This window comes from Roseibium aggregatum, assembly GCF_017309185.1.
GTDB classification, from domain to species: Bacteria; Pseudomonadota; Alphaproteobacteria; order Rhizobiales; family Stappiaceae; genus Roseibium; species Roseibium aggregatum_B.
On record NZ_JAEKJZ010000003.1, the window covers coordinates 165,223 to 185,396 of the forward strand.

Here is a 20,174-nt window from a genome sequence, read left to right on the forward strand (position 1 = left end):
TGCCGGCCGGTCAGTCTGGATAATTCATGTCACTGGTGTTGATCGCCGAGCAGGTTCTGAACGGCCTGCAGTTTGGCATCATGCTGTTCTTGATGGCGGCCGGCCTGACGCTGATTTTCGGCGTCATGGGTCTGATCAATCTGGCTCACGGATCGCTGTATATGGTCGGCGCTTTCTGCGCCGCGGCCGTGGCGGGCGCGACCGGCTCCTTTCTGCTGGGGCTCGTTGCCGCGCTTGCGGGAGCCGCGCTTGCGGGCGCCCTCGTGGAAATCGTCGTTATTCGCCGTCTCTACGCAAAGGATCATCTCGATCAGGTGCTGGCGACCTTCGCCTTGATCCTGATCTTTTCCGAAGGCACCCGCTGGCTGTTCGGGTCGTTCCCGCTTTATCTGAACGTGCCGGAGTACCTGTCCGGGCCGGTCACGCTGCCGGGCGGGATCGAATATCCGGTCTATCGTCTCACGCTGATCGTCATCGGTCTGGTCGTGGCGCTGGGCCTGTTTCTGCTGATCGGCAAGACCCGTATCGGTGTCCAGATACGGGCGGGCGAGAACGACCGTGAGATGATCGCCGCGCTCGGGATTGATATCGGCCGGCTCTATACGATCGTGTTCGCGCTGGGCGCGGCTCTTGCAGGGCTCGCCGGGGCGCTGGTCGGAGCGATCCAGTCCGTGCAGGTCGGCATGGGTGAGCCGGTTCTGATTCTCGCCTTTGTCGTCATCGTGATCGGCGGCATCGGCTCCATCAAGGGAACGCTGATCGGCGCCCTGCTCGTCGGCCTGACGCAAACGCTTGGCGGGATATTCCTGCCTGAACTGATGAAAATCTTCATGGCCCCCTCGGCCGCCACGTCCGTCGGCGCGTCGCTCGCCTCCATGGCGATCTACGTTCTCATGGCGGCCGTGTTGATCGTTCGTCCAACCGGGCTTTTCGGGGCGCGCGCATGACACGTGAAGGCATCGTAAATGCGCTCGTGCTTGTGTGCCTGGTTCTGGTCCCCGGTTGGGCCTTTTACGCGGGCGAGACGTTCACGATCACGCTGGCGACCCGGGTGGTGATCCTGGCCCTGGCCGCTGTCGGGCTGAACATCGCGCTTGGTCTGGGCGGTCTCGTCAGTCTCGGCCACGCGGTGTTCTTCGGCCTGGGCGGCTACACGATGGGTATTCTGGCCTACCACGTTCAGGCCTATGAACCGCTGTTCGAATGGCCCTTCCTGTTCGAAGGCACCAAATCCATGCCGGCGATCTGGCTGGCGGCCGTGGTTCTTTCGGCGCTTACGGCGTTTGTCATCGGACTGCTCTGCCTGCGCACGTCCGGGGCCTATTTCATCATGATCACGCTCGCCTTCGGCCAGATGTTTTATTTCTTCTCGATCAGCTGGAGCGCGTATGGCGGCGAGGACGGCTTGTCGATCTATGTGCGCAACGGTTTTCCCGGCCTGAATACCCTCGATCCGATCCAGTTCTACGGGCTCTGTTTCTGCGTGCTGGTGGTAGTGCTGTGGTTCGCTTCCAGGCTTAACCGGTCGAGGTTCGGGCTGGCGCTGAACGCGGCACGTCAGTCGCCCGAGCGCGTGGAAGCCGTCGGCCTGCGGCCCTTCCATCTGCGGCTGACCGCTTTCGTGATCTCGGGCGCGGTCACCGGATTGGCGGGGGCGCTGTTCGCCGACCTCAACCGGTTTGTCAGCCCGGCCATGTTTTCCTGGCAGATGTCGGGGGAAATCATGATCCTGGTCATTCTGGGAGGTGTCGGGCGGCTCTACGGACCGGTGGTCGGGGCCATCGTCTTCGTTGCCCTGGAGCATGTGCTCGGGGACCTGTCCGACTACTGGCATATATATCTCGGTCTCTTGTTGCTTACGGTGGTGCTCTTCGTCAGAGGGGGGCTGATCGGCGCGGTCACGGGGCGGAGGGCGGCACATGACTGAGGCGGTGCTGGAAACCAGGGATCTGTGCAAACGCTTCGGTGCGCTGGAGGTCAGCAAGGATGTTTCCATCAGTCTCCGGCCGGGCGAAATTCACGCGGTGATCGGCCCGAACGGGGCGGGGAAATCGACCCTGATCAAGCAGATCTGCGGGGCCGAAAAACCGGATGACGGGCGCATTTACCTGCTTGGAGAGGATGTGACCCACCTTTCGGTCGACGCGCGGGCGCGGGCGGGGCTTGCCCGGACGTTTCAGGTCTCGGCGCTGGCCATGGAAGACACGGTTCTGGAAAACGCCGCGCTCGGCGTTGTCGGTGCATCCGGCAAGGCATTCCGGTTCTTCCGCCCCGTCCTCAAGGACACGGAGGTGCTTTCCAGGGTGGAAGCGGCTCTGGAAAGGGTCGGACTGGCAGACGCCGCAGGCAAGCAAACCTCGGAGCTCAGCCACGGTCAGCGGCGGCAGCTGGAGGTGGCGATCGCCCTGACGCTGGCGCCGAAGGTTTTCGTCATGGACGAACCGATGGCCGGGCTCGGCGCGGAAGGTTCCAAGACCATGACGGGCTTTCTGGATGGCCTGCGTCACGAAGCGCCGATCCTGTTGGTCGAACATGACATGGACGCCGTCTTCGCTCTGGCAGACCGGATCAGCGTACTTGTCTACGGCAGTATCATCGCCAGCGGCACGGTCGAGGAGATCAGGGCGGATCCGGCCGTCCGTGAAGCCTATCTGGGGGATCTGTCGTGACCGCTCTGCTCTCGCTCCGGCAGGTCGAGGCCTCTTACGGTCCGGTCCAGGCCCTGTTCGGCGTTTCCTTCGATGTGGGAGAAGGCGAGGTCGTCGCGCTGATGGGCCGCAACGGCATGGGCAAGACGACCACCGTGAAATCGATCTGCGGCATGCTCTCTCCCAAAGGCGGGATTTCCTTCGCTGGAAGCCGGATAGACGGTCTGACCAGTCACAGGATCGCCAAATGCGGTATCGGTCTGGTGCCGGAAGGACGACGCTGCTTCGCGAGCCTGACAGTTGAGGAGAACCTCCTGTCGGCGGCGCGGAAGGGGGAATGGGACTTCGACAAGGTGAGTGTCCTGTTTCCGCGTCTCAAGGAGCGGCGCCAGCAGCCGGCAGCCTCGCTCTCCGGCGGCGAACAGCAGATGCTTGCCATCGGACGCGCACTGATGACCAATCCGAGGCTGCTCGTGCTCGACGAGGCGACCGAAGGTCTTGCTCCCGTCGTGCGGCAGGAGATCTGGGCGGCGATCGAGACGCTCAAACGGGAGACCGGCGTCGCGATCCTGATCATCGACAAGTCGCTTAAGGAACTCGGCCAGATCGCCGAGCGGGCCGTCATCCTGGAGCGTGGCCGGGATGTCTGGACGGGTCCGTTCAAGGACCTGACACCGGAGATCGCGGACAAGTTTCTCGGCGTCTGATTTCACGACCTCATATGTATTCAACCCGTGCGGATTGGAAAACGTCTACGCCACTCTTCCTTGTTTCAAGCTTCATACTGAGGTTGCGCAGTGGACGGTCCTGGAAGACACCCCGCTTGTTCATGAGTATCTGTCCTGCTCCTGGCTGTTTGAAATCGGTTTGGGTTTGCGTTGGGGGCAATCATGACCGTTCGAAACCGCTTCGGAGACCGTGCCGATCCGGGCGTGCCGGATATGAAGCGGATGCGCGTGGCGTTCCTGCGATGCACGGGCCGGCGTTGACAATGACAGCATTGGTGCAAGTGTGATCTTGGCGTTTCGGAATTGACATCTGCCATTATCAGCCGGTGCGCGACAGGCTGGTAATGAACCCGTTCAAGGACCTCAGCACAACGGTTTCTGCCTCGCCGGTAATCTGCCATTCGCGGAAATGGTCGTCCACCACCATCCGGGCCAGGCCGTATACGTAGGCCCGGCAGGCAAGCACCAGTTCCTGGATATCTCGTTCCGAAGGCAGGTTGCCGTTGGCCTTGGCAAGAGTGAGGAGTTCGACCATGGAGTGCCGGATGGCATCGTTTTGTGCCTGCAAGGTTAGCGAGGAGGCGAAATCGATCAGCTTGCGCGAGCTGATCACTTCGAAATGGGTCGGATTGGCGAGGGCCCAGCGCAGATAGCCCTGACCGATTGCTTCCAGGCGGCGCAGGGGCGCTTCGGTGGCCACTTCGTCCTGAGCTTCGGAAACGGCGTCGACGAGACGTTGCATGGCTTGTTCCGCGACGGCGGTAAGCAACGCACTCTTGGAAGCAAAATGTTGGAAGGGAGCCCCGGGCGATACCCCGGCACGCCGGGCCACTTCTCTCATCGAGAGCTGATCAACTCCCTTTTCCTCTATGATTTCAACGGTGACCCTGAGAAGCTCGTCGACCAGATTGCCGTGGTGATAGGGTTTTGGTCTTTCCGTCGCTGGTTCGTCGGTCATTGGTGCCTCATCACAACATTGCTATCTAAGCACTGATTATTTTGCTTGAAAGGTGGCTGAAAGTCCATATCAATGCCGAATCTAAGCATTGATTAGATGGAGCGCTCATGTTGCGTAAACTGCTTTTTATATCCGCCTTGTGCCTGATGTCCGCCGAGGTCCAGGCCGAGGAATTTCCTTCGTTGGAAGTTGTCTGGCCGCAGGACGGCACAGTGATCGAACTGGGGGACGACCCCGAAATGGTTATCGGTGTTGTGGTCAAGAGCAATTTTGCCCTGCTTCCCGCAGGGCAATGCGGTGACAATCCAAGGTGCGGGCATGTTCACATGAAGATCGATCCCGAGGGCAATGACTGTGATATCCCCGATCGCAACTACAACAGCATGAACAGCGATTTCGGGGGTGACCTGCTTAAGGCGCGTTTCGGCCATTGCGCCAATCCCGAGGGCCCCCATGTAATCGGTGTGCTCCTGGCTGACGACCGTCACCAACCAGTTCTTGTCGATGGGAAGCCGGTAACCGCGTTGGTGACTGTGGAGACAAAAGTCGCGACAACCCGTTAGCGCGTCTGGCTCGATAACCTGAAGCTCGCGGGATCAGATCCTGCTCCTGCGCGCAAATTAAACCCCCGCGGGTGTGTCCTGCGGGGGCTTGTTGCCTGGGCGCGACCGGTTTCAGAGGTCCAATCCCGGGAGTGTCAAATGAGTTGTGTCATCTGAGCCTGTGCAAAGAATGAACTGAAGACAATTTCTCCGGTCGTTTTGCAACGCGGGATCCGATTGGCTTTTTCGTTTGCAGTGCAAAACGAATATCAGTTGAAGGCAATTGACGCATTAAATGAAAAAATCGAAACTGGGTTCTAGGTACCTATGACTTCGAAATTGTGCCACACTTGTGTCCGCCGGCGGGATGTGAAAAGCGATAATTTCAGAGGTCTGATCCGGTGGAGGTGCTAAAAAAGTATATATTTTTCAGATATATATGTATTTTGTTCGCGGGCTGAATCGTCTACTAAAATTTTAGTTTGACAACGTGGCGGCACTGTGTCCAAGTATGCCGAGCCGGATGAATACGGCTCTTCATATCTCACGGGAGGAGATTAAGATGCGAAAGTATCTACTCTGCGCGGTCGCAGCGGGCGCTGTGATTGCGGGAGCTGGGTCCGCTTTTGCCGACGAAGCAGCGGCGAAGAAGTGGATCGACCAGGAATTCCAGCCATCGGTTCTGACCAAGGACGAGCAGCTTGCGGAAATGCAGTGGTTCATCGAGGCGGCTGAACCGTTCGCGGGCATGGAAATCAACGTCCTGTCGGAAGGCATTCCGACCCATTCCTATGAATCGGAAGTTCTGACCAAAGCCTTCGAGGAAATCACCGGCATCAAGGTCAATCACCAGATCCTCGGAGAGGGGGAGGTTGTCCAGGCGGTTCAGACCCAGATGCAGACGGGCCGGAACCTCTACGACGCCTATGTCAACGACAGTGACCTGATTGGCACCCATTCCCGCCTGCAACTGGCCTATAACCTGTCCGACTGGATGGGTGGAACGGCCAAGGACGTCACCAATCCGGGCCTCGACCTGGATGACTTCATGGGCACCCAGTTCACCACAGGACCGGACGGCGATCTCTACCAGCTTCCCGACCAGCAGTTCGCGAACCTCTACTGGTTCCGCAAGGACTGGTTCGACCGGGAAGACCTGAAGAAGGCCTTCAAGGACAAATACGGTTACGATCTCGGCGTGCCGGTCAACTGGTCGGCGTATGAGGATATCGCCGAGTTCTTCACCAAGGACGTGAAGGAAGTCGACGGGGTCACGATCTACGGCCACATGGATTACGGCAAGCGCGCACCGGACCTCGGCTGGCGCATGACCGATGCATGGCTCTCCATGGCGGGTGCCGGCGACAAGGGCGAGCCGAACGGCGTGCCGGTCGACGAATGGGGCATCCGCATGGAAGCGGGCACCTGCAACCCGGTCGGGGCCTCCGTCTCCCGAGGTGGAGCGGCGAACGGCCCGGCGGCCGTCTACGCGATCCGCAAGTGGGACGAATGGCTGCGCAATTACGCGCCTCCGGGCGCGGCGAGCTTCGACTTCTACCAGTCGCTGCCGGCGCTCAGCCAGGGCAATGTCGCCCAGCAGATCTTCTGGTACACGGCCTTTACAGCCGACATGGTCAAGCCGAAGTCGGAAGGCAACAACACGGTCGACGACAGCGGCACTCCGCTGTGGCGGATGGCGCCGAGCCCGCACGGTCCCTACTGGGAAGAAGGTCAGAAGGTCGGCTATCAGGACGTTGGCTCCTGGACCATCCTGAAGTCCACTCCGGAAGACCGCGCCAAGGCGGCCTGGCTCTATGCCCAGTTCGTGGTCTCCAAGACCGTCGACACGAAGAAGAGCCATGTCGGGCTCACCTTCATCCGCGACAGCACGGTGCGGCACGAATCCTTCACGGAACGGGCGCCGAAGCTCGGCGGACTGGTCGAGTTCTACCGCTCGCCGGACCGTGTTGCCTGGTCGCCGACTGGCATCAACGTGCCGGACTATCCGAAGCTCGCCCAGATCTGGTGGCAGCAGATCGGTGACGTGAACTCCGGCGCCTTCACGCCGCAGGAGGCCATGGACCGTCTCGCCGAGGAAATGGACATCGTCATGGCCCGCATGCAGCAGGCCGACGAACGCGCCAATGTCTACGGCGGCTGCGGACCGCGTCTCAACGAGCCCAAGGACCCGGAAGTCTGGTTGTCCCAGCCGGGCGCGCCGAAGGCCAAACTCGACAACGAGAAGCCGCAGGGCCAGACCGTCAACTACGACGAGCTCGTGGCTCGTTGGGCGGAAAACTGAGCCTGAGCGGTTATTAGCCAACACTCGGACCGGGGTTCGCCCCGGTCCATCACCGATCCGAAAGCGGCAGACCGGGATCTTCGCGGTTCACGAGAGAAGTCTGCCCGGAGGCGGGCGCATATAGATGTCCCTAGAATTAAGAAACGTCAGCAAGCGTGTGCACGGCATAACGCATGTCAAGGAAACGAGCCTGACGCTCAGGACCGGCCACTTCAACGTCCTTCTCGGCGAAACCGGGGCCGGCAAGACATCCCTGATCAAGCTCATGGCCGGACTGGACAGTCTGGCGGGCGGCCAGATCCTATTGAACGGCAAGGATGTTTCCAGGCTTTCGGCGCAAAAGCGCAATATCAGCCTGGTGCACCAGTTCTTCGTCAATTATCCGCATATGTCTGTCTTCGACAACATCGCCTCGCCGTTGAAGATCGCGGGCGTGGCGAAATCGGAGATCGCGGACCGGGTGGCGGAAGCCGCCGGGCTGATGAAGCTGAAGCCTTACCTGGACCGCAAGCCGCACGAACTGTCCGGTGGCCAGCAGCAGCGCACCGCGCTGGCGCGGGCCATTGTCAAGGAAAGCGACGCCGTCTTTCTCGACGAACCGCTCGCCAATCTCGACTACAAGCTGCGCGAGGAATTGCGGGACCAGTTGCCGGAGCTTTTTGCCGGACGCGGGGCGGTCGTTGTCTATGCGACGTCGGAGCCGGAGGAAGCTCTTTTGCTCGGCGGACATACGGCCCTGATGTCGGATGGCCAGGTGGTTCAGTTCGGACCGACGGCCGAAATCTACCGGAAACCGAAGGACCTGGAGGCCGTCAAGGTGTTTTCCAATCCGCCGATCAACACCGCGCCGGTCACGAAACAGGGCGATACGGTCATCTTGAACGACGATATCCGCTGGACGGCGACCGGTCCGGCCGCGGGTCTTTCCGACGGTCCCTATACGCTGGCGATCCGGCCGCATCATGTGATGCCGGTCGAAAGCGCAAAGCACACGGTGCGGCTCGAGGGCCATGTCCAGGTCACCGAATTGAGCGGGTCGGAAAGCAGCGCCCATTTCGACATGCACGGTCAGTCCTGGGTGTCGCTCTCTCCGGGCGTCCATCCCTATTTCGTCGGCGAGGTCCACACCTTCTATCTGGACCCCGGCCACTGTTTCTTCTTCGCGCCGGACGGCGACCTGGCGGCTTGAGGACAGACCAGAATGGCACAAATCAAATTGTCCGGCCTGCGCCACAGCTACCGTCCGGACCCGCAGGGTGAAGCCGACTACGCGCTGAAAAAGATCGATCTGACCTGGGAGGACGGCGGGGCCTATGCGCTTCTGGGGCCGTCCGGTTGCGGGAAATCCACCCTGCTCAACATCATCTCAGGTCTTCTCGTCCCCTCCGAGGGCAAGATCCTGTTCAACGACCAGGATGTGACCAGCCTTGCGCCGGCCAAGCGCAACATCGCCCAGGTTTTCCAGTTTCCGGTCATCTACGACACCATGACCGTCTACGACAACCTGGCCTTCCCCTTGCGCAACCGGGGGCGGGACGAGGATGTCGTCGAGCGCCGCGTGACTGCCATTGCCGAGATGCTGGAAGTCACCGAGATGCTGAAGACTCGGGCCTCAAATCTTTCGCCCGACAACAAGCAGAAGATTTCCATGGGCCGCGGTCTGGTGCGTGAGGACGTCAATGTCGTCATGTTCGACGAACCGCTGACCGTGATCGACCCGCACCTGAAGTGGAAACTGCGCTCGAAGCTGAAGGAACTGCATCAGCGTGTCAGGGCAACCATGATCTACGTTACCCACGACCAGACCGAGGCGCTGACGTTCGCCGATCAGGTGGTGGTCATGCAGGACGGCGAGGTCGTTCAGATCGGGACGCCGGTGGAACTGTTCGAACGCCCCGCGCACACTTTCGTCGGCCACTTCATCGGCTCGCCGGGCATGAATGTCCTGCCCTGCGAGATGAAGGACGGCGCCGCTTTCTTCGGCGGAGAGCGGGTTGTTCTGGAAGGTCCGGCCGAGGTCGGCGGCGCGGCGGAGATCGGCATTCGTCCGGAGTTCGTCAGCCTGTCGTCGAACGGGACGGGCATCGCGGCGCGGGTGCGCAAGGTCGCCGATATCGGCCGCCACAAGGTGGTCGAGGCGATTGTCCACGACACCCGCGTTCACGCCATCCTTGAGGGCGAGGCTCCGAACGCCGGCGACGCGGTGAGACTGGACTTCAAGCCATCCCAGACCCGGCTCTACAAGGACGGCTGGCTGACAAGCAGACCGGGGGAGGGGACCCGATGAAAACCCAGTATCAACGTGCCTGGCTGTTCGTGACGCCGGTTCTGCTCCTGGTGGCGTTCAACGCGCTGATCCCGATGATGACCGTGGTGAACTATTCGGTTCAGGAGACCTTCGGCGACAACCTGTTTTTCTGGCAGGGGCTCGACTGGTTCGAGCAGGTGCTCCGATCGGAACGCTTTCACAACGCGCTCGGACGCCAGTTCCTGTTCACCTTCCTGATCCTGATCATCGAGGTTCCGCTCGGCGTGGCGATCGCGCTCGCCATGCCCCGGAAGGGCTTCTGGGTGCCGGTCTGCCTGGTCACAATGGCCCTGCCGATGCTCATCCCGTGGAACGTGGTCGGCGCCATGTGGAACATCTTCACGCTGCCGGATATCGGACTGCTCGGCTATCTGATGAACCACACCCTGGGCATTCCCTATGACATGACCCAGGACCCGGTGGCCGCCTGGGTGACCATCATCGTCATGGATGTCTGGCACTGGACGTCCCTGGTGGTGCTGCTTGCCTACGCCGGCCTCGTCTCGATCCCGTACGCTTACTATCAGGCGGCGGAAATCGACGCGGCGTCCAACTGGGCCGTTTTCCGCTACATCCAGCTTCCGAAGATGAAGACGGTGCTGACGATCGCCATCCTCCTGCGCTTCATGGACAGCTTCAACATCTACACCGAGCCGTTCGTCCTGACCGGCGGCGGCCCCGGTAATTCGACGACGCTGCTCTCCATAGATCTGGTGAAGATCGCGCTCGGCCAGTTCGATCTCGGACCGGCGGCGGCCATGTCCCTCATCTATTTCGCCATCACGCTCCTGGCCTCCTGGCTGTTCTACACGCTGATGACGAAGAACGACAACAAATCCTGAGGAGTGAAATCATGCGCCTCAAAAGCCTGCTGCCGGCAGCTTACATCCTCTTCCTGATGCTGCCGATCTACTGGCTGGTCGCGATGAGCTTCAAGACCACCAACGAGATCCTCGCCGGTTTCTCCCTGTTTCCGCAGACCTGGACGCTGGCGAACTATATCGAGATCTTCACCGACCCGACCTGGTACTGGGGCTACATAAATTCCATTATCTACGTGACCCTGAATACGGTCATTTCGGTGACGGTCTCCCTGCCGGCGGCCTACGCCTTCTCGCGCTATACCTTTGTCGGCGACAAGCATCTGTTCTTCTGGCTTCTGACCAACCGGATGGCTCCGGCGGCGGTATTCGCGCTGCCCTTCTTCCAGCTCTATTCGGCGGTCGGTCTCTTTGATACGCATGTCGCGGTGGCGCTCGCCCATTGCCTCTTCAATGTTCCGCTTGCCGTCTGGATCCTGGAAGGCTTCATGAGTGGGGTGCCGAAAGAGCTGGACGAGACCGCCTATGTGGATGGCTATTCGTTCCCGCGTTTCTTCGTCACCATCTTCCTGCCTGCCATCAAATCGGGCGTCGGTGTTGCCGCGTTCTTCTGTTTCATGTTCTCCTGGGTGGAGCTTCTCCTCGCCAAGACCCTGACGGCCGTCGAGGCCAAACCCATTGCCGCCGTGATGACCCGGACCGCTTCCTCCGCCGGTTACGAACTCGGGCTTCTGGCGGCAGCCGGGACCCTGACCATCATTCCCGGCGCCATCGTCATCTATTTTGTCCGTAACTACATTGCCAAGGGCTTCGCCCTGGGGAGGGTGTGATGCTTGGCTGGATGGCATGGACCTGGCCGACGGCCCTGTTCTTCGTCGGCGTTTTCGCGGCGATCGGCGTCCTGACCGTTTTGGAAATCCGTTATCCGGGCGGCCATGCCCGGCGCGGAGTGCTGGGGCTGACCACGACGCGCGGCGACCGTCTCTTCATCACCCTCCTGGGTGCGGCCTATATCTTCCTGGCCTGGCTCGGGCTGGTCGGTTACCCGCTCTGGTGGCCCCTGGCGCTGAGCCTCGGTTGGGGGACGTTCTGCTTCTGGAAGGTGTGAGACAGATGACCGCTGGCGCCGTTCGTTAAAATTTTTATCAAGTTGTTCCGCAAGCGGTATCGACTTCTTGCCTGATAAAAACCGGTTTTCTTGTTGCGGCGCAGCAAAGGCTGGTGGAGGTGCCTGGGATGACGCTATTCTCACGTGGCGTCAATGTGTTCATTACGCAGCGTTCAAGGAATATATCGCAGTGCAAGGCCAAGCCAGGATGTCCAAGAAGAGTGAACCAAAAGTCCGATTTCCAGTCCATTCTCAACGGGAGCGAGTCAATACGGTCTTATTGACCAAGAATACACTCCGCGCTTTCCCGACCACCATGACCGCGCTCGCAAAAGGCAAACCCATGCAGGTTGATCTTCTCAACTGGCTAGAGCCGAAAGACCTCGTGCTGATCAACCGGATCCATGTCGAAGCGACACGCGAGACCTTCGGCGTCAGCGACCGGGCCCGGCTGGAGGCTGCGGTCATGCGCCCGCAGCTCGCTTACTACAACGACAATCAAAAGGACGTTCTGTCTCTTGCCGTCCAGTTTGTATCGAGCATCTGCGAGGCACGGGCCTTCCTGGAAAGCAACAAGCGCACGGCGTTTACCGCCGCCCGCGCGTTCCTGATGTCAAACGGCTACGACATCGACCCCAAGGTCGACCGGATCATGGACAGCAACGGCCAGCCGATGATCATCTCCTTTCTCGAAACAATCGCCAAGGACCCATTTGTCGCCGCGGAGTTCGAACGCTGGCTTGCTCCCTTCGTCTTTCCTTTGAAAAACCGCGGACTGGAGTCTTCCGGTGAGGGTGGCGAATTGACCCTTGCCACGTCGAACGGAGTTAAGAAGACGGCGTGAAACCCCGGGAACGCACCGGGTCCCGCGTTGTCTCCCCGATTGGATCGGGAGCGGAAACCCGGGATCCGTGTCGCGGCCGGAAGGACGGTGCCGGATCGGAGGCCGGCATCGGAGAGAACGCAAAAGGTGGCGGCGAGATCGACTAAAAAATAGAAATCTGCATAAGGAATGTGCAAGGATGGGCAGCTGAGCCCCATCGTTTCCGCAATCGACGCAGGACCGTGATGAGAAAGCGTAAAAGCAGTGAGTTTCTGACCGAAGTCGAGCTGGAGTTCATGACCGAACTCTGGAAGCTCGGCGAAGGCTCCGTGCGGGACATCCTGGCATGTCTGCCGGAGGACAGAAAACTCGCTTACACGTCCTGCGCCACCATTATGCGGATTCTCGATGAAAAAGGGTTCGTGGACAGCCGCAAAGAAGGCAAGACATTCATCTATTCCCCGCGGCTGACCAAAGACGCCTACCAGTCCCGTTCTCTCAGAAACCTGTCGGAAAAACTCTTCGACGGCACGCCGGCCTCCCTGGTCGCGCGGCTCGTCGACGAATACGACCTGTCTGAGGGAGATCTGGAGGAAATCAGAGCGTTGCTGGACAGGAGGAGGACAGATGACGCTACTTAATCAGATGTTCGATGTTTACATCGATCTCAATATCACCCTGGCCTTCGCCGCCACGGCCTGGATGGCTGTCAATCTGCTTCTGGCGAGACTGGGGAGAAAGCTTGTCTTCACCGTGCAACTCGGTTTCCTGAACCTGTTGTTCGCCGTGATCTTTCTGTCGCCGGCCATCGTCGCCGTCTATCAGCAGCTTCTGGCAAGCGACGTCGTGCCCGCGGATTATTCGCTCAGCCTGGCCGACTACGCGGTCGCGCAGTATCTGCGCGGCGGTATCGCAATCCCGGCGGAGGATTTTCAGACGTTGCTCGGGGTCCGCGATCGCTTCACCGAGAGCGTTCTGACCCTCGGGCCTGGCATCGGACTGGCGGTGGCCCTGTTTCTCATCGGCGGGTTCACCTGGTTCGGCGGGAGGCTGGCCGTCAATTTCCTGCGCCTCGGCCGTGTCCTTTCGGCCTGCCACGGGTGGCGTAAGGCGGGCCGCGTCCGGCTTCTGTTGTCGGACACGGCGCCGGTGCCGTTTTCCGCGCGCGGACTGCTTTACCGCTACGTTGTGATCCCATCGGATCTCCTGGTGACGCCTGGCGACCTGAACCTCGTCCTGAAGCACGAGTTTCAGCACTTGCGCCAGGGGGACGTGGAATGGGAGATCGGCCTGGAGCTGTTGCGGCCGCTCTTTTTCTGGAACCCGTTTTTCTACCTCTGGAAATCGGAGGTTGAACGGCTCCGCGAACTTGCCTGCGACCAGAAAGTGACGGAAGACGCGAAGGTCGACTTGAAGGCCTATTGCCAGTGCCTGGTGCGGGCCGCGCAAGCCGGCTTCAGAAAACGCCGGGAGCAACTGGCCCCGAGCCGGACGGAGAGTGTCGCCGGAGTCGCGCTGCTCGAGGTGCACGAGAAGTTGCTGCGCAGGTCGCCGGGGCTCAAACTCCGCCGAAGAATTGAAGCGCTTCTGGAAACGGACCGCTTGCGGCCGCATCGGGGGATCGCGACGCTTGCGGTGCTGCCCATCGCCGTCGCGGTTGTGCTGACGGCGCTGTCCCTGCAGAAGCCCGCCGACTGGAGCCAGGATCGCCTCATGCTGTCGGCCATCGTCAATCTGGACCGGCTTCAGACGATCAACAGCTTCGGTCAGCGGCCGCTGAGGTGATCGGCGGACGCGCAACAGTCGGTTCTCGGTCCTCACTGGGGGTGGGGAATGTGGCGGAGCAGCGAGCGCGCTTGGTCGGAGGACCAAAGCGCAATCAGCTCGTCGCGTCTGAGCGTTTGCGCCGTCGTTTCGAGAGCCGCCGATTCGATGCTGCCGAGAAGCCGTGAGGCGCGGATGCCTTCGTTGGCGATATATTCCGCCTTCTCGGGATATTTTTGAAACTCCGCCTCGCTCATATCCCCCGCGTCTTTGCCCCGCATCTTGATCCTGCCGTTTTCGAGGAACTGTGGAATGGCTTTATGGTGCAGGGCGACGACTTCCCAGTCGCTAGAAAATACCGGTGAACCGGAGCTGCCTTTCCTTGTGTCGCCTGTGTACCAGCAAAAGTCATCCGCGTCCGATCCATCGTCCACGAGAAGGAAATGGCTGTTGTGCAGGGCAATGGACTTCCAGTCTCCATCGGGATGCTGGACGATATTTACCGGCATGCCTTGTAGAATTTTGCCCGCCTTTTTCAGGGGATGCCAGCCAAAACTATCGATATGGGTTCCTGCATCGTCGAATTCGCTGAGCGCCACCAGCGTGTAGTCGAGGTCTTCGTTCGTCAACCAGAACTCTTCAGGCTTGAAGAAAAACTCCGAGGCCGGCAGGTGTTTGCCGAACTTATTGTCTTCATAGTTGAAGCGGACAGCAGAGGCCGCTGCCGTGTCCGGCGTCCTGAGCACGTGGTGGTTGGTTAAAAACAGGCCCTTGCCGACCAGAAAGCCGGATCCGAGCCAGAGGTCGTTGAAGACGGAAACCCTGCCGACAGGCCGCGCCGCCAGCAAACCGGCTTCCAGAAACTCGATTGAGATGATGTCGTCGGAAACTCCGATTTGGGCTTCCAGCAGCAGGGCGGCGGTGTCCGGCAACAGTTCGTCCGATATGTTGAGCTTGCGCTGAACGTAAGTCTTAAGCCGCTTTTCCGGCTCCAGGGTTGCGATTTGGGATTGGCAGGCATCGAGCTTGATCTCCTCGATCTTCTCATATCTTTCAGCAAGCCTTTTGTGAGCCGCATCAAGAATTTTTTTGTCGAGTTGCCTCAGGCTCTCAGTAAGAATTTCGTTGCTCATGATGAGAAAGATCCAATTGTTGCATTGAAATGACTTGTTAATCAGCGTCGGTTGTATTATACAAAATTACTCTACGTAAGATAGCCTTTTAAAGCTGATAGTTGAAATTATTTGATGTTAAAATTTAGGAGGTGAGAGCCGCTATGTCCAAGATATCATACGATAAATACGTGGCTCTGTTGACGCGCGAGCCTGCGGTTGACCCTGAAGAGTTCGACAAACAGTCTGAGGAAATCTTGAGTTTTTCCGTCATCGAGAAAGGCGGGAACGGCTTTTCGTTCGAACTGCGGCCGGACCCGCAAAAGGTCGAGGTCGATCCGGAGTTGCAGGAGCTGGAAAGTTTCATGAACATAACCAGCGGGCTTTCCAGGTGGCGGCGCAACCGGCAGTTTTTCAGGCGCTTGCAGGCTGGCGAGAGACGCCCTGTACTTGTTTCGGAAGGCGACAGCTGGTTTCAGTTTCCGCTTCTTCTCAAAGAAGTAATCGATCATCTCAACAGGGATTACCTGATTTATTCGGTGGGCGCGGCCGGCGACACGGCAGCCAACATGGTGTTCGGGCAAAACAGGCACGGCCAGCGTGAATACATGTCGGCCCTTGGCAAGGTCCGAAAACACGGTGTCGCCGCTTTCCTGTTTTCGGCGGCCGGCAACGACATTGTCGGGGAAGATCCTGAGACCGGAGAGGCGGCGCTTTTCGACCTGCTCCGGCAGTTTAACGGAAACCCGGCGGATGTTGCCGGTCACATCGACCACACGGTTCTCAAGAACAAGATCGGAAGCCTGAGAATAGCTTATCGGAAGGTGATCGACGATATTCGTGCCGACGAGGATTTCCGGACCCTGCCCATCGTCATTCACGGTTATGACTACGTTTTCCCGTTTCCCTACAGCGAGGGAGGGCGGCACGACGAGCGCAACCCGGTCTACGCCAGGAAGAACGGGTGGCTCGGCGATCCGCTCGACCGGCGCGGCATCTACGATCAGGAACTGCGCCGCAACTTGATAAAGTACCTGCTCGACGAGCTTTACGCGATGCTGCAAGGGCTTAGTGGCGATCCCCGGGAAACCGGCGTCTGGCTGGTGGACTGCCGGAATACGCTACCCGATGTCGACGATTGGAATGACGAAATACACCCTAAATCCGAAGGGTTCGGCAAAGTGGCAGATAAATTCAAAGCCGCACTCGGCGGAGCCCTGGGCCAAGACGGTTTGAACCGCGACGTCGCTTAGCCGGGCAGTCCGCGCTGTTCCGGTTTGCCGTGGGCAGCCGGCCCGAACCGGTCCGGGCAAGGCTCCGGTGCGGGTTATTGTCCTTTTCGAAGAACTTGCCTGCTTTCGCCTTCCCGAACCGGGGCCAAGGCCGAAGGGGTTTCAAACCGGTCACAGGAATACCGCCGCAACGCGCATGTGAAGCCAGAGTGAAGACCCACCTTTTTGCGGCGGTCAAAACGGGAGAAGATCATGACACATCCTCTGACATTGACCTTGAAGATCAAACAGGACCCTGAAACTCTCGCCGCTCTCAACGATTTGAAAGAGAATTTCGCGGAGCACATTCAGCCGAAAATCGAAGAGGCTCTCAGAAAATCCAAGCTGGTGCATTTCGCCCGGGTCGTCGTGATTGGCGACAACGAGTACATTCAGGTGATCACGGAGTATGACGGCGATCATTTCGAATACACGGAGTTCTTCCGAGACGCGCTGACACCGATTTTCGCCAAGATTTTTTCGCTGGCCGACGGCGTGCCGGATGTCGACAACCCTGCCGAATTCTTCGAATTCTCCAAAAACGCCAATGTGCGCACGCTCGGTCTGTCCACCGACGGAGCAACGGATATGCACGGTAACCAGGCTGGCTGGCTATTTTCCGCCTACAACCATGCGGAGGTCAGGGACATTCTGGGCGCGCTTCAACGCGATGCGGCCGAATAAGCCGATACATTGAGTGGGGTGGGGAGAAAATGAAGCCCGATCCGAAAAACGTACAAAGCCTGTTCATCGCGCGGTACCGGCACAAGTTCCGGGTCGTGCTGTTGTTCAGGATCGACGATCCCGCCACCGCTCAAGGCTTTTTGCAACGATGGGCCGCCAATGTGAATGGTGGCCTGTCACCCGCCGGTTCTTATGCCGCCGACGTGGAAGCACAATTGGACCCGGTCTGTCATTTCGCTTTCAATTGGCCTGGCATCTCGCTCCTCCTGAAAGAGCGCGCCGCCACCGCGCAAGGTCTCGACCCCGACGAGGTGGGGACGAACCTGGAACAATTCTTCACCGAAGAAGACCACGCGCCCAATTCGAACTCGGTCGTCGCGAGCCTCGACATGAAAGGCATGAACGCACCGGAAAACTGGTGGACGGCGGGAGCCGACCAGAGCGCATTTCACATTGCGATGCTGTGTTACTTCGCCGATGCGGCACAAAAGTTCCAGGGTCTAGGCAAAATACGCGCGGACGCCGAGGCGTCGGGCCTTGAGGAATGGCAGTTTCCGGACTTTGACGATAAGGCCTTGTCGGGAGAAGTGCCGGCCGGTGGAATTCTGCATTTCGGGTTCCGGGACGGTATTTCAAAGGTCGATATCGACTGGGAAGAGACTGGAACGCCGGGAAAAAGCGATTTCAGGGAATTGCTGCTCGGCTACCCTTCCAGCGATTACAGGATCAGTCCGGTCGACCCCGGTCCCTGGAACGATTTCGTTCGTGACGGCACCTATCTCAATCTGGCTTGGCTTTATCAGGACGTCGCCGCGTTCAACCGGTTTCTGCGCGATCACAGAAACGTAACCGCGCCCCTAAGCGGGCAGGCCGATCCCGAAGAGTGGCTCGCCGCTAAGATGATGGGACGATGGCGCGACGGTTCGGCGCTTGCGTTGCATCCCGAGCGGATGCCCGAGCCCTGGGACCCATCCAACAACTTCGGCTACCGGAGCGATCCGGAGGGGGAGCGGACGCCCCTTCATTCGCATATACGTGTATGCAATCCGCGCGACCAGGGGCTGACCCATGTCAACGACAGACGTTTTCCGAAGGGGCCGCCCCGGCTGATCCGCAGAGGTTTCTCCTATGGACCGCCCCTTGAAGGCACCGAGGACGACGGCAAAGACCGCGGCTTGGTGGGTCTCTTCGCCTGCGCGCGGATAAACGAGCAGTTCTATTCGGTGGTGCGCTGGATTCAGAAAACGGATTTCAGCGACCATTTCGATACGATAAGGCGCGGGCGCAAACGCCAGGACATGATGTTCGGATTTCGCGGAAAACGGCAGGCCGAGGCGACAACCTATATTCCGGCCGGGTCCGCGGGCGCGGCGCCGCTTGAATTGCCCTTGAAGGACTTCATTCGCTACAAGGGGATCGCGGTGTTTTTCGCGCCCAGCGTCAAGTCGCTCAAGTATCTCAGTGGTTCTTGAAGGTTTGAGCGGACGTTCCGGTTCTTGCGCGCAGCCGGTCATGTTTCTTCATCTCTCCGCTGGAACTGCGGGATTGTCCGATGGAAGAGCGCCTGAACCCGCACTGACACCGATCTGACAAGAATCTGAGCTCAAACTGTAACAAAAGTGAGAGCGAAGTGTCATCTCAGTGTGGTCCTTAGGGCGGGGCCGGGAAGAATGTGACAGAAGTGCCTGGCTCTGATTTGTCCAACGGGAGCCGTCACTCATGATCCTTCGTTCCGTACTTGCCGCGGGCGTCGCCCTGGCCACGCTCGGCGGTGCCGCCGCACCTGCCTTCGCCGAAGACGTCACCATCAAATTGTGGTCGCGCGCCGACCGCTCCGGGCCGATGCGTCCGGGCAATATCGTCGATGCCGCCGACACCCTGAACAACATGCTTGCGGCCGCCGGATCGGACAAGGTCGTCAAGGTCGAGCTGATCGAGACCAACGCCAAGGGCTTCGACGCCGACGCGCTCGATCTCCTCAAGGCACATTCCGTTGGCGATACGCCGGACATCATCGTTGCCGCCCACGAGTGGATCGGCGCCTTCGCACAGGCCGGGCTGGCGGCCAATCTCGACGGTCATATCGAAGCCAACCCGAACCTCTACGGCGACGTCATTCCGGCGCTCTGGGAGTCCGTCAAGTTCAAGGGTGGACGCTACGGCATTCCCCAGGACTCCGAAGTGCGCATGTTCTTTCTCAACAACGACATGCTGCGCAAGGCGGGCAAGTCGGACGAGTTCATCGCCGGCCTTTCCGAGGCCGTCAACGCCGGTGAATTCACCATGGACGACCTGTGCGACCTTGCCGCCGAAGTCAAGAATTCCGGCGCTTCCGAACTCGGTATCGTCCACCGCCCGAACGTGGGACCGGACTTCCAGATGGCGATGGCCTCTTTCGGTATCGACATGTACAACGACGAGGAAGCCCGCCTGCAGATCACCAAATCCGGTCTGAAGGACTATTACACTTGGCTGAAGTCCTGCGTTGACAAGGGCGCCCTGCCGGCTGACATGACCACCTATTCCTGGGACAGCGTCCACGCGGCGTTCCGGGGCGAAAAAGCCTTCTCCAAGTTCCACGGGATCTGGAACCTCGGCGCGCAGCTGGAAGCCTTCGGCATCGATCCGCTGGACGGGGACGCCTATTTCAACAAGATCACCTGGATCAACGCGCCGGCCGGCAAGAAGGGCGGCACGCCGAAGAATCTGTCCCACCCGATCGTCTATGTGGTCGCCGACACGCCGAACAAGGATCTGGCCGCGATGCTGGTCGCGCTGGCGACCCAGCACGTTCCGAACACAAAACACGCCGTGGGCACCAACCACACTCCGGTCAATTACGGCCAGGCCGCGATGCCGGACTTCGTGACGAAAGGCTGGGGCCTGGTCGCGGGGGTTCCGTTGCTCGAATATGCCGAGTTCATGCCGAACCATCCGAAGATCGGCCAGTACAATGCCATCACCTTCCAGGGTGTCCAGGCTGTCGAAACCGGCGAAATGACACCGGACGAAGCTGTTGAAATGGTCATCGAGGAGCTCGAAACCGAGCTCGGCGAAGACGTGATCATTCTCGACTAACCATCCTAATGGGGAAAGGCCGCGCCG

Annotated in this window: 20 protein-coding genes; 18 read left to right on the forward strand and 2 right to left on the reverse strand. The window is 59.6% G+C overall.

Annotation, left to right across the window (positions count from 1 at the left end):
• Positions 1–26 precede the first annotated feature (26 nt).
• From JF539_RS15920 to JF539_RS15935, 4 genes are read left to right on the forward strand one after another with little or no spacing between them, the layout of a single operon-like run.
• Positions 27–947 (forward strand): branched-chain amino acid ABC transporter permease, encoded by a 921-nt coding sequence (locus tag JF539_RS15920; RefSeq protein WP_207141689.1) that lies wholly within the window; start codon positions 27–29, stop codon positions 945–947.
• A complete protein-coding gene (locus JF539_RS15925; RefSeq protein ID WP_207141690.1) occupies positions 944–1,927 on the forward strand; it encodes a branched-chain amino acid ABC transporter permease in 984 nt (327 codons plus the stop codon). The genes JF539_RS15920 and JF539_RS15925 overlap by 4 nt, the downstream gene beginning before the upstream one ends.
• Positions 1,920–2,669: an ABC transporter ATP-binding protein gene (locus JF539_RS15930; protein WP_207141691.1), complete on the forward strand. Its 750-nt coding sequence runs from the start codon at positions 1,920–1,922 to the stop codon at positions 2,667–2,669. The genes JF539_RS15925 and JF539_RS15930 overlap by 8 nt, the downstream gene beginning before the upstream one ends.
• On the forward strand, positions 2,666–3,355 hold the full coding sequence (locus JF539_RS15935; RefSeq protein WP_207141692.1) for an ABC transporter ATP-binding protein: 690 nt from the start codon (positions 2,666–2,668) through the stop codon (positions 3,353–3,355). Before JF539_RS15930 ends, JF539_RS15935 begins: the two co-directional genes overlap by 4 nt.
• A gap of 340 nt (positions 3,356–3,695) precedes the next feature.
• Here the strand turns inward: JF539_RS15935 and JF539_RS15940 are convergent, their stop codons facing one another.
• Complete coding sequence (locus tag JF539_RS15940; RefSeq protein WP_207141693.1) at positions 3,696–4,334, reverse strand: TetR/AcrR family transcriptional regulator; 639 nt, start codon at positions 4,332–4,334, stop codon at positions 3,696–3,698.
• Positions 4,335–4,441: 107 nt separating this feature from the next.
• Between JF539_RS15940 and JF539_RS15945 the strand changes: the two genes are divergently transcribed.
• The 10 genes from JF539_RS15945 (at position 4,442) to JF539_RS15990 (ending at position 14,023) form a co-directional block, all read left to right on the forward strand.
• Complete coding sequence (locus tag JF539_RS15945; RefSeq protein WP_207141694.1) at positions 4,442–4,897, forward strand: hypothetical protein; 456 nt, start codon at positions 4,442–4,444, stop codon at positions 4,895–4,897.
• A gap of 541 nt (positions 4,898–5,438) precedes the next feature.
• Positions 5,439–7,178 carry an ABC transporter substrate-binding protein gene (locus JF539_RS15950; RefSeq protein ID WP_207141695.1) on the forward strand — a complete coding sequence of 580 codons (1,740 nt, stop codon included), beginning with the start codon at positions 5,439–5,441 and terminating at the stop codon, positions 7,176–7,178.
• A 124-nt stretch (positions 7,179–7,302) separates the two neighbouring features.
• Positions 7,303–8,367: an ABC transporter ATP-binding protein gene (locus JF539_RS15955; RefSeq protein ID WP_207141696.1), complete on the forward strand. Its 1,065-nt coding sequence runs from the start codon at positions 7,303–7,305 to the stop codon at positions 8,365–8,367.
• A 12-nt stretch (positions 8,368–8,379) separates the two neighbouring features.
• Complete coding sequence (locus JF539_RS15960; RefSeq protein WP_207141697.1) at positions 8,380–9,465, forward strand: ABC transporter ATP-binding protein; 1,086 nt, start codon at positions 8,380–8,382, stop codon at positions 9,463–9,465.
• Positions 9,462–10,328, forward strand: a complete 867-nt coding sequence (locus JF539_RS15965) for a carbohydrate ABC transporter permease (RefSeq protein ID WP_207141698.1) — start codon at positions 9,462–9,464, stop codon at positions 10,326–10,328. The genes JF539_RS15960 and JF539_RS15965 overlap by 4 nt, the downstream gene beginning before the upstream one ends.
• An 11-nt stretch (positions 10,329–10,339) precedes the next feature.
• The gene (locus JF539_RS15970) at positions 10,340–11,137 is read left to right on the forward strand and encodes a carbohydrate ABC transporter permease (protein WP_207141699.1); all 798 of its coding nucleotides are present in this window, start codon (positions 10,340–10,342) and stop codon (positions 11,135–11,137) included.
• Positions 11,137–11,415, forward strand: coding sequence for a DUF2160 domain-containing protein (locus JF539_RS15975; protein ID WP_207141700.1), 279 nt, complete (start codon positions 11,137–11,139; stop codon positions 11,413–11,415). The genes JF539_RS15970 and JF539_RS15975 overlap by 1 nt, the downstream gene beginning before the upstream one ends.
• Before the next feature lie 343 nt (positions 11,416–11,758).
• Positions 11,759–12,259: a type II toxin-antitoxin system death-on-curing family toxin gene (locus JF539_RS15980; RefSeq protein ID WP_207141701.1), complete on the forward strand. Its 501-nt coding sequence runs from the start codon at positions 11,759–11,761 to the stop codon at positions 12,257–12,259.
• A gap of 224 nt (positions 12,260–12,483) precedes the next feature.
• Positions 12,484–12,879 carry a BlaI/MecI/CopY family transcriptional regulator gene (locus JF539_RS15985; protein WP_207141702.1) on the forward strand — a complete coding sequence of 132 codons (396 nt, stop codon included), beginning with the start codon at positions 12,484–12,486 and terminating at the stop codon, positions 12,877–12,879.
• Positions 12,866–14,023 (forward strand): M56 family metallopeptidase, encoded by a 1,158-nt coding sequence (locus JF539_RS15990; protein WP_207141703.1) that lies wholly within the window; start codon positions 12,866–12,868, stop codon positions 14,021–14,023. Before JF539_RS15985 ends, JF539_RS15990 begins: the two co-directional genes overlap by 14 nt.
• 32 nt (positions 14,024–14,055) lie before the next feature.
• Here JF539_RS15990 and JF539_RS15995 read toward each other — a convergent pair whose 3' ends face one another.
• Positions 14,056–15,135, reverse strand: coding sequence for a trypsin-like serine peptidase (locus tag JF539_RS15995; RefSeq protein WP_207141704.1), 1,080 nt, complete (start codon positions 15,133–15,135; stop codon positions 14,056–14,058).
• Positions 15,136–15,278: 143 nt separating this feature from the next.
• Between JF539_RS15995 and JF539_RS16000 the strand changes: the two genes are divergently transcribed.
• The 4 genes from JF539_RS16000 (at position 15,279) to JF539_RS16015 (ending at position 20,147) form a co-directional block, all read left to right on the forward strand.
• Positions 15,279–16,367 carry a hypothetical protein gene (locus JF539_RS16000; RefSeq protein ID WP_207141705.1) on the forward strand — a complete coding sequence of 363 codons (1,089 nt, stop codon included), beginning with the start codon at positions 15,279–15,281 and terminating at the stop codon, positions 16,365–16,367.
• A 231-nt stretch (positions 16,368–16,598) separates the two neighbouring features.
• Positions 16,599–17,069, forward strand: coding sequence for a hypothetical protein (locus JF539_RS16005; protein WP_207141706.1), 471 nt, complete (start codon positions 16,599–16,601; stop codon positions 17,067–17,069).
• A 29-nt stretch (positions 17,070–17,098) separates the two neighbouring features.
• Positions 17,099–18,541, forward strand: coding sequence for a hypothetical protein (locus tag JF539_RS16010; protein ID WP_207141707.1), 1,443 nt, complete (start codon positions 17,099–17,101; stop codon positions 18,539–18,541).
• A gap of 247 nt (positions 18,542–18,788) precedes the next feature.
• Positions 18,789–20,147, forward strand: coding sequence for a sugar ABC transporter substrate-binding protein (locus JF539_RS16015; RefSeq protein ID WP_207141708.1), 1,359 nt, complete (start codon positions 18,789–18,791; stop codon positions 20,145–20,147).
• Positions 20,148–20,174: the final 27 nt, after the last annotated feature.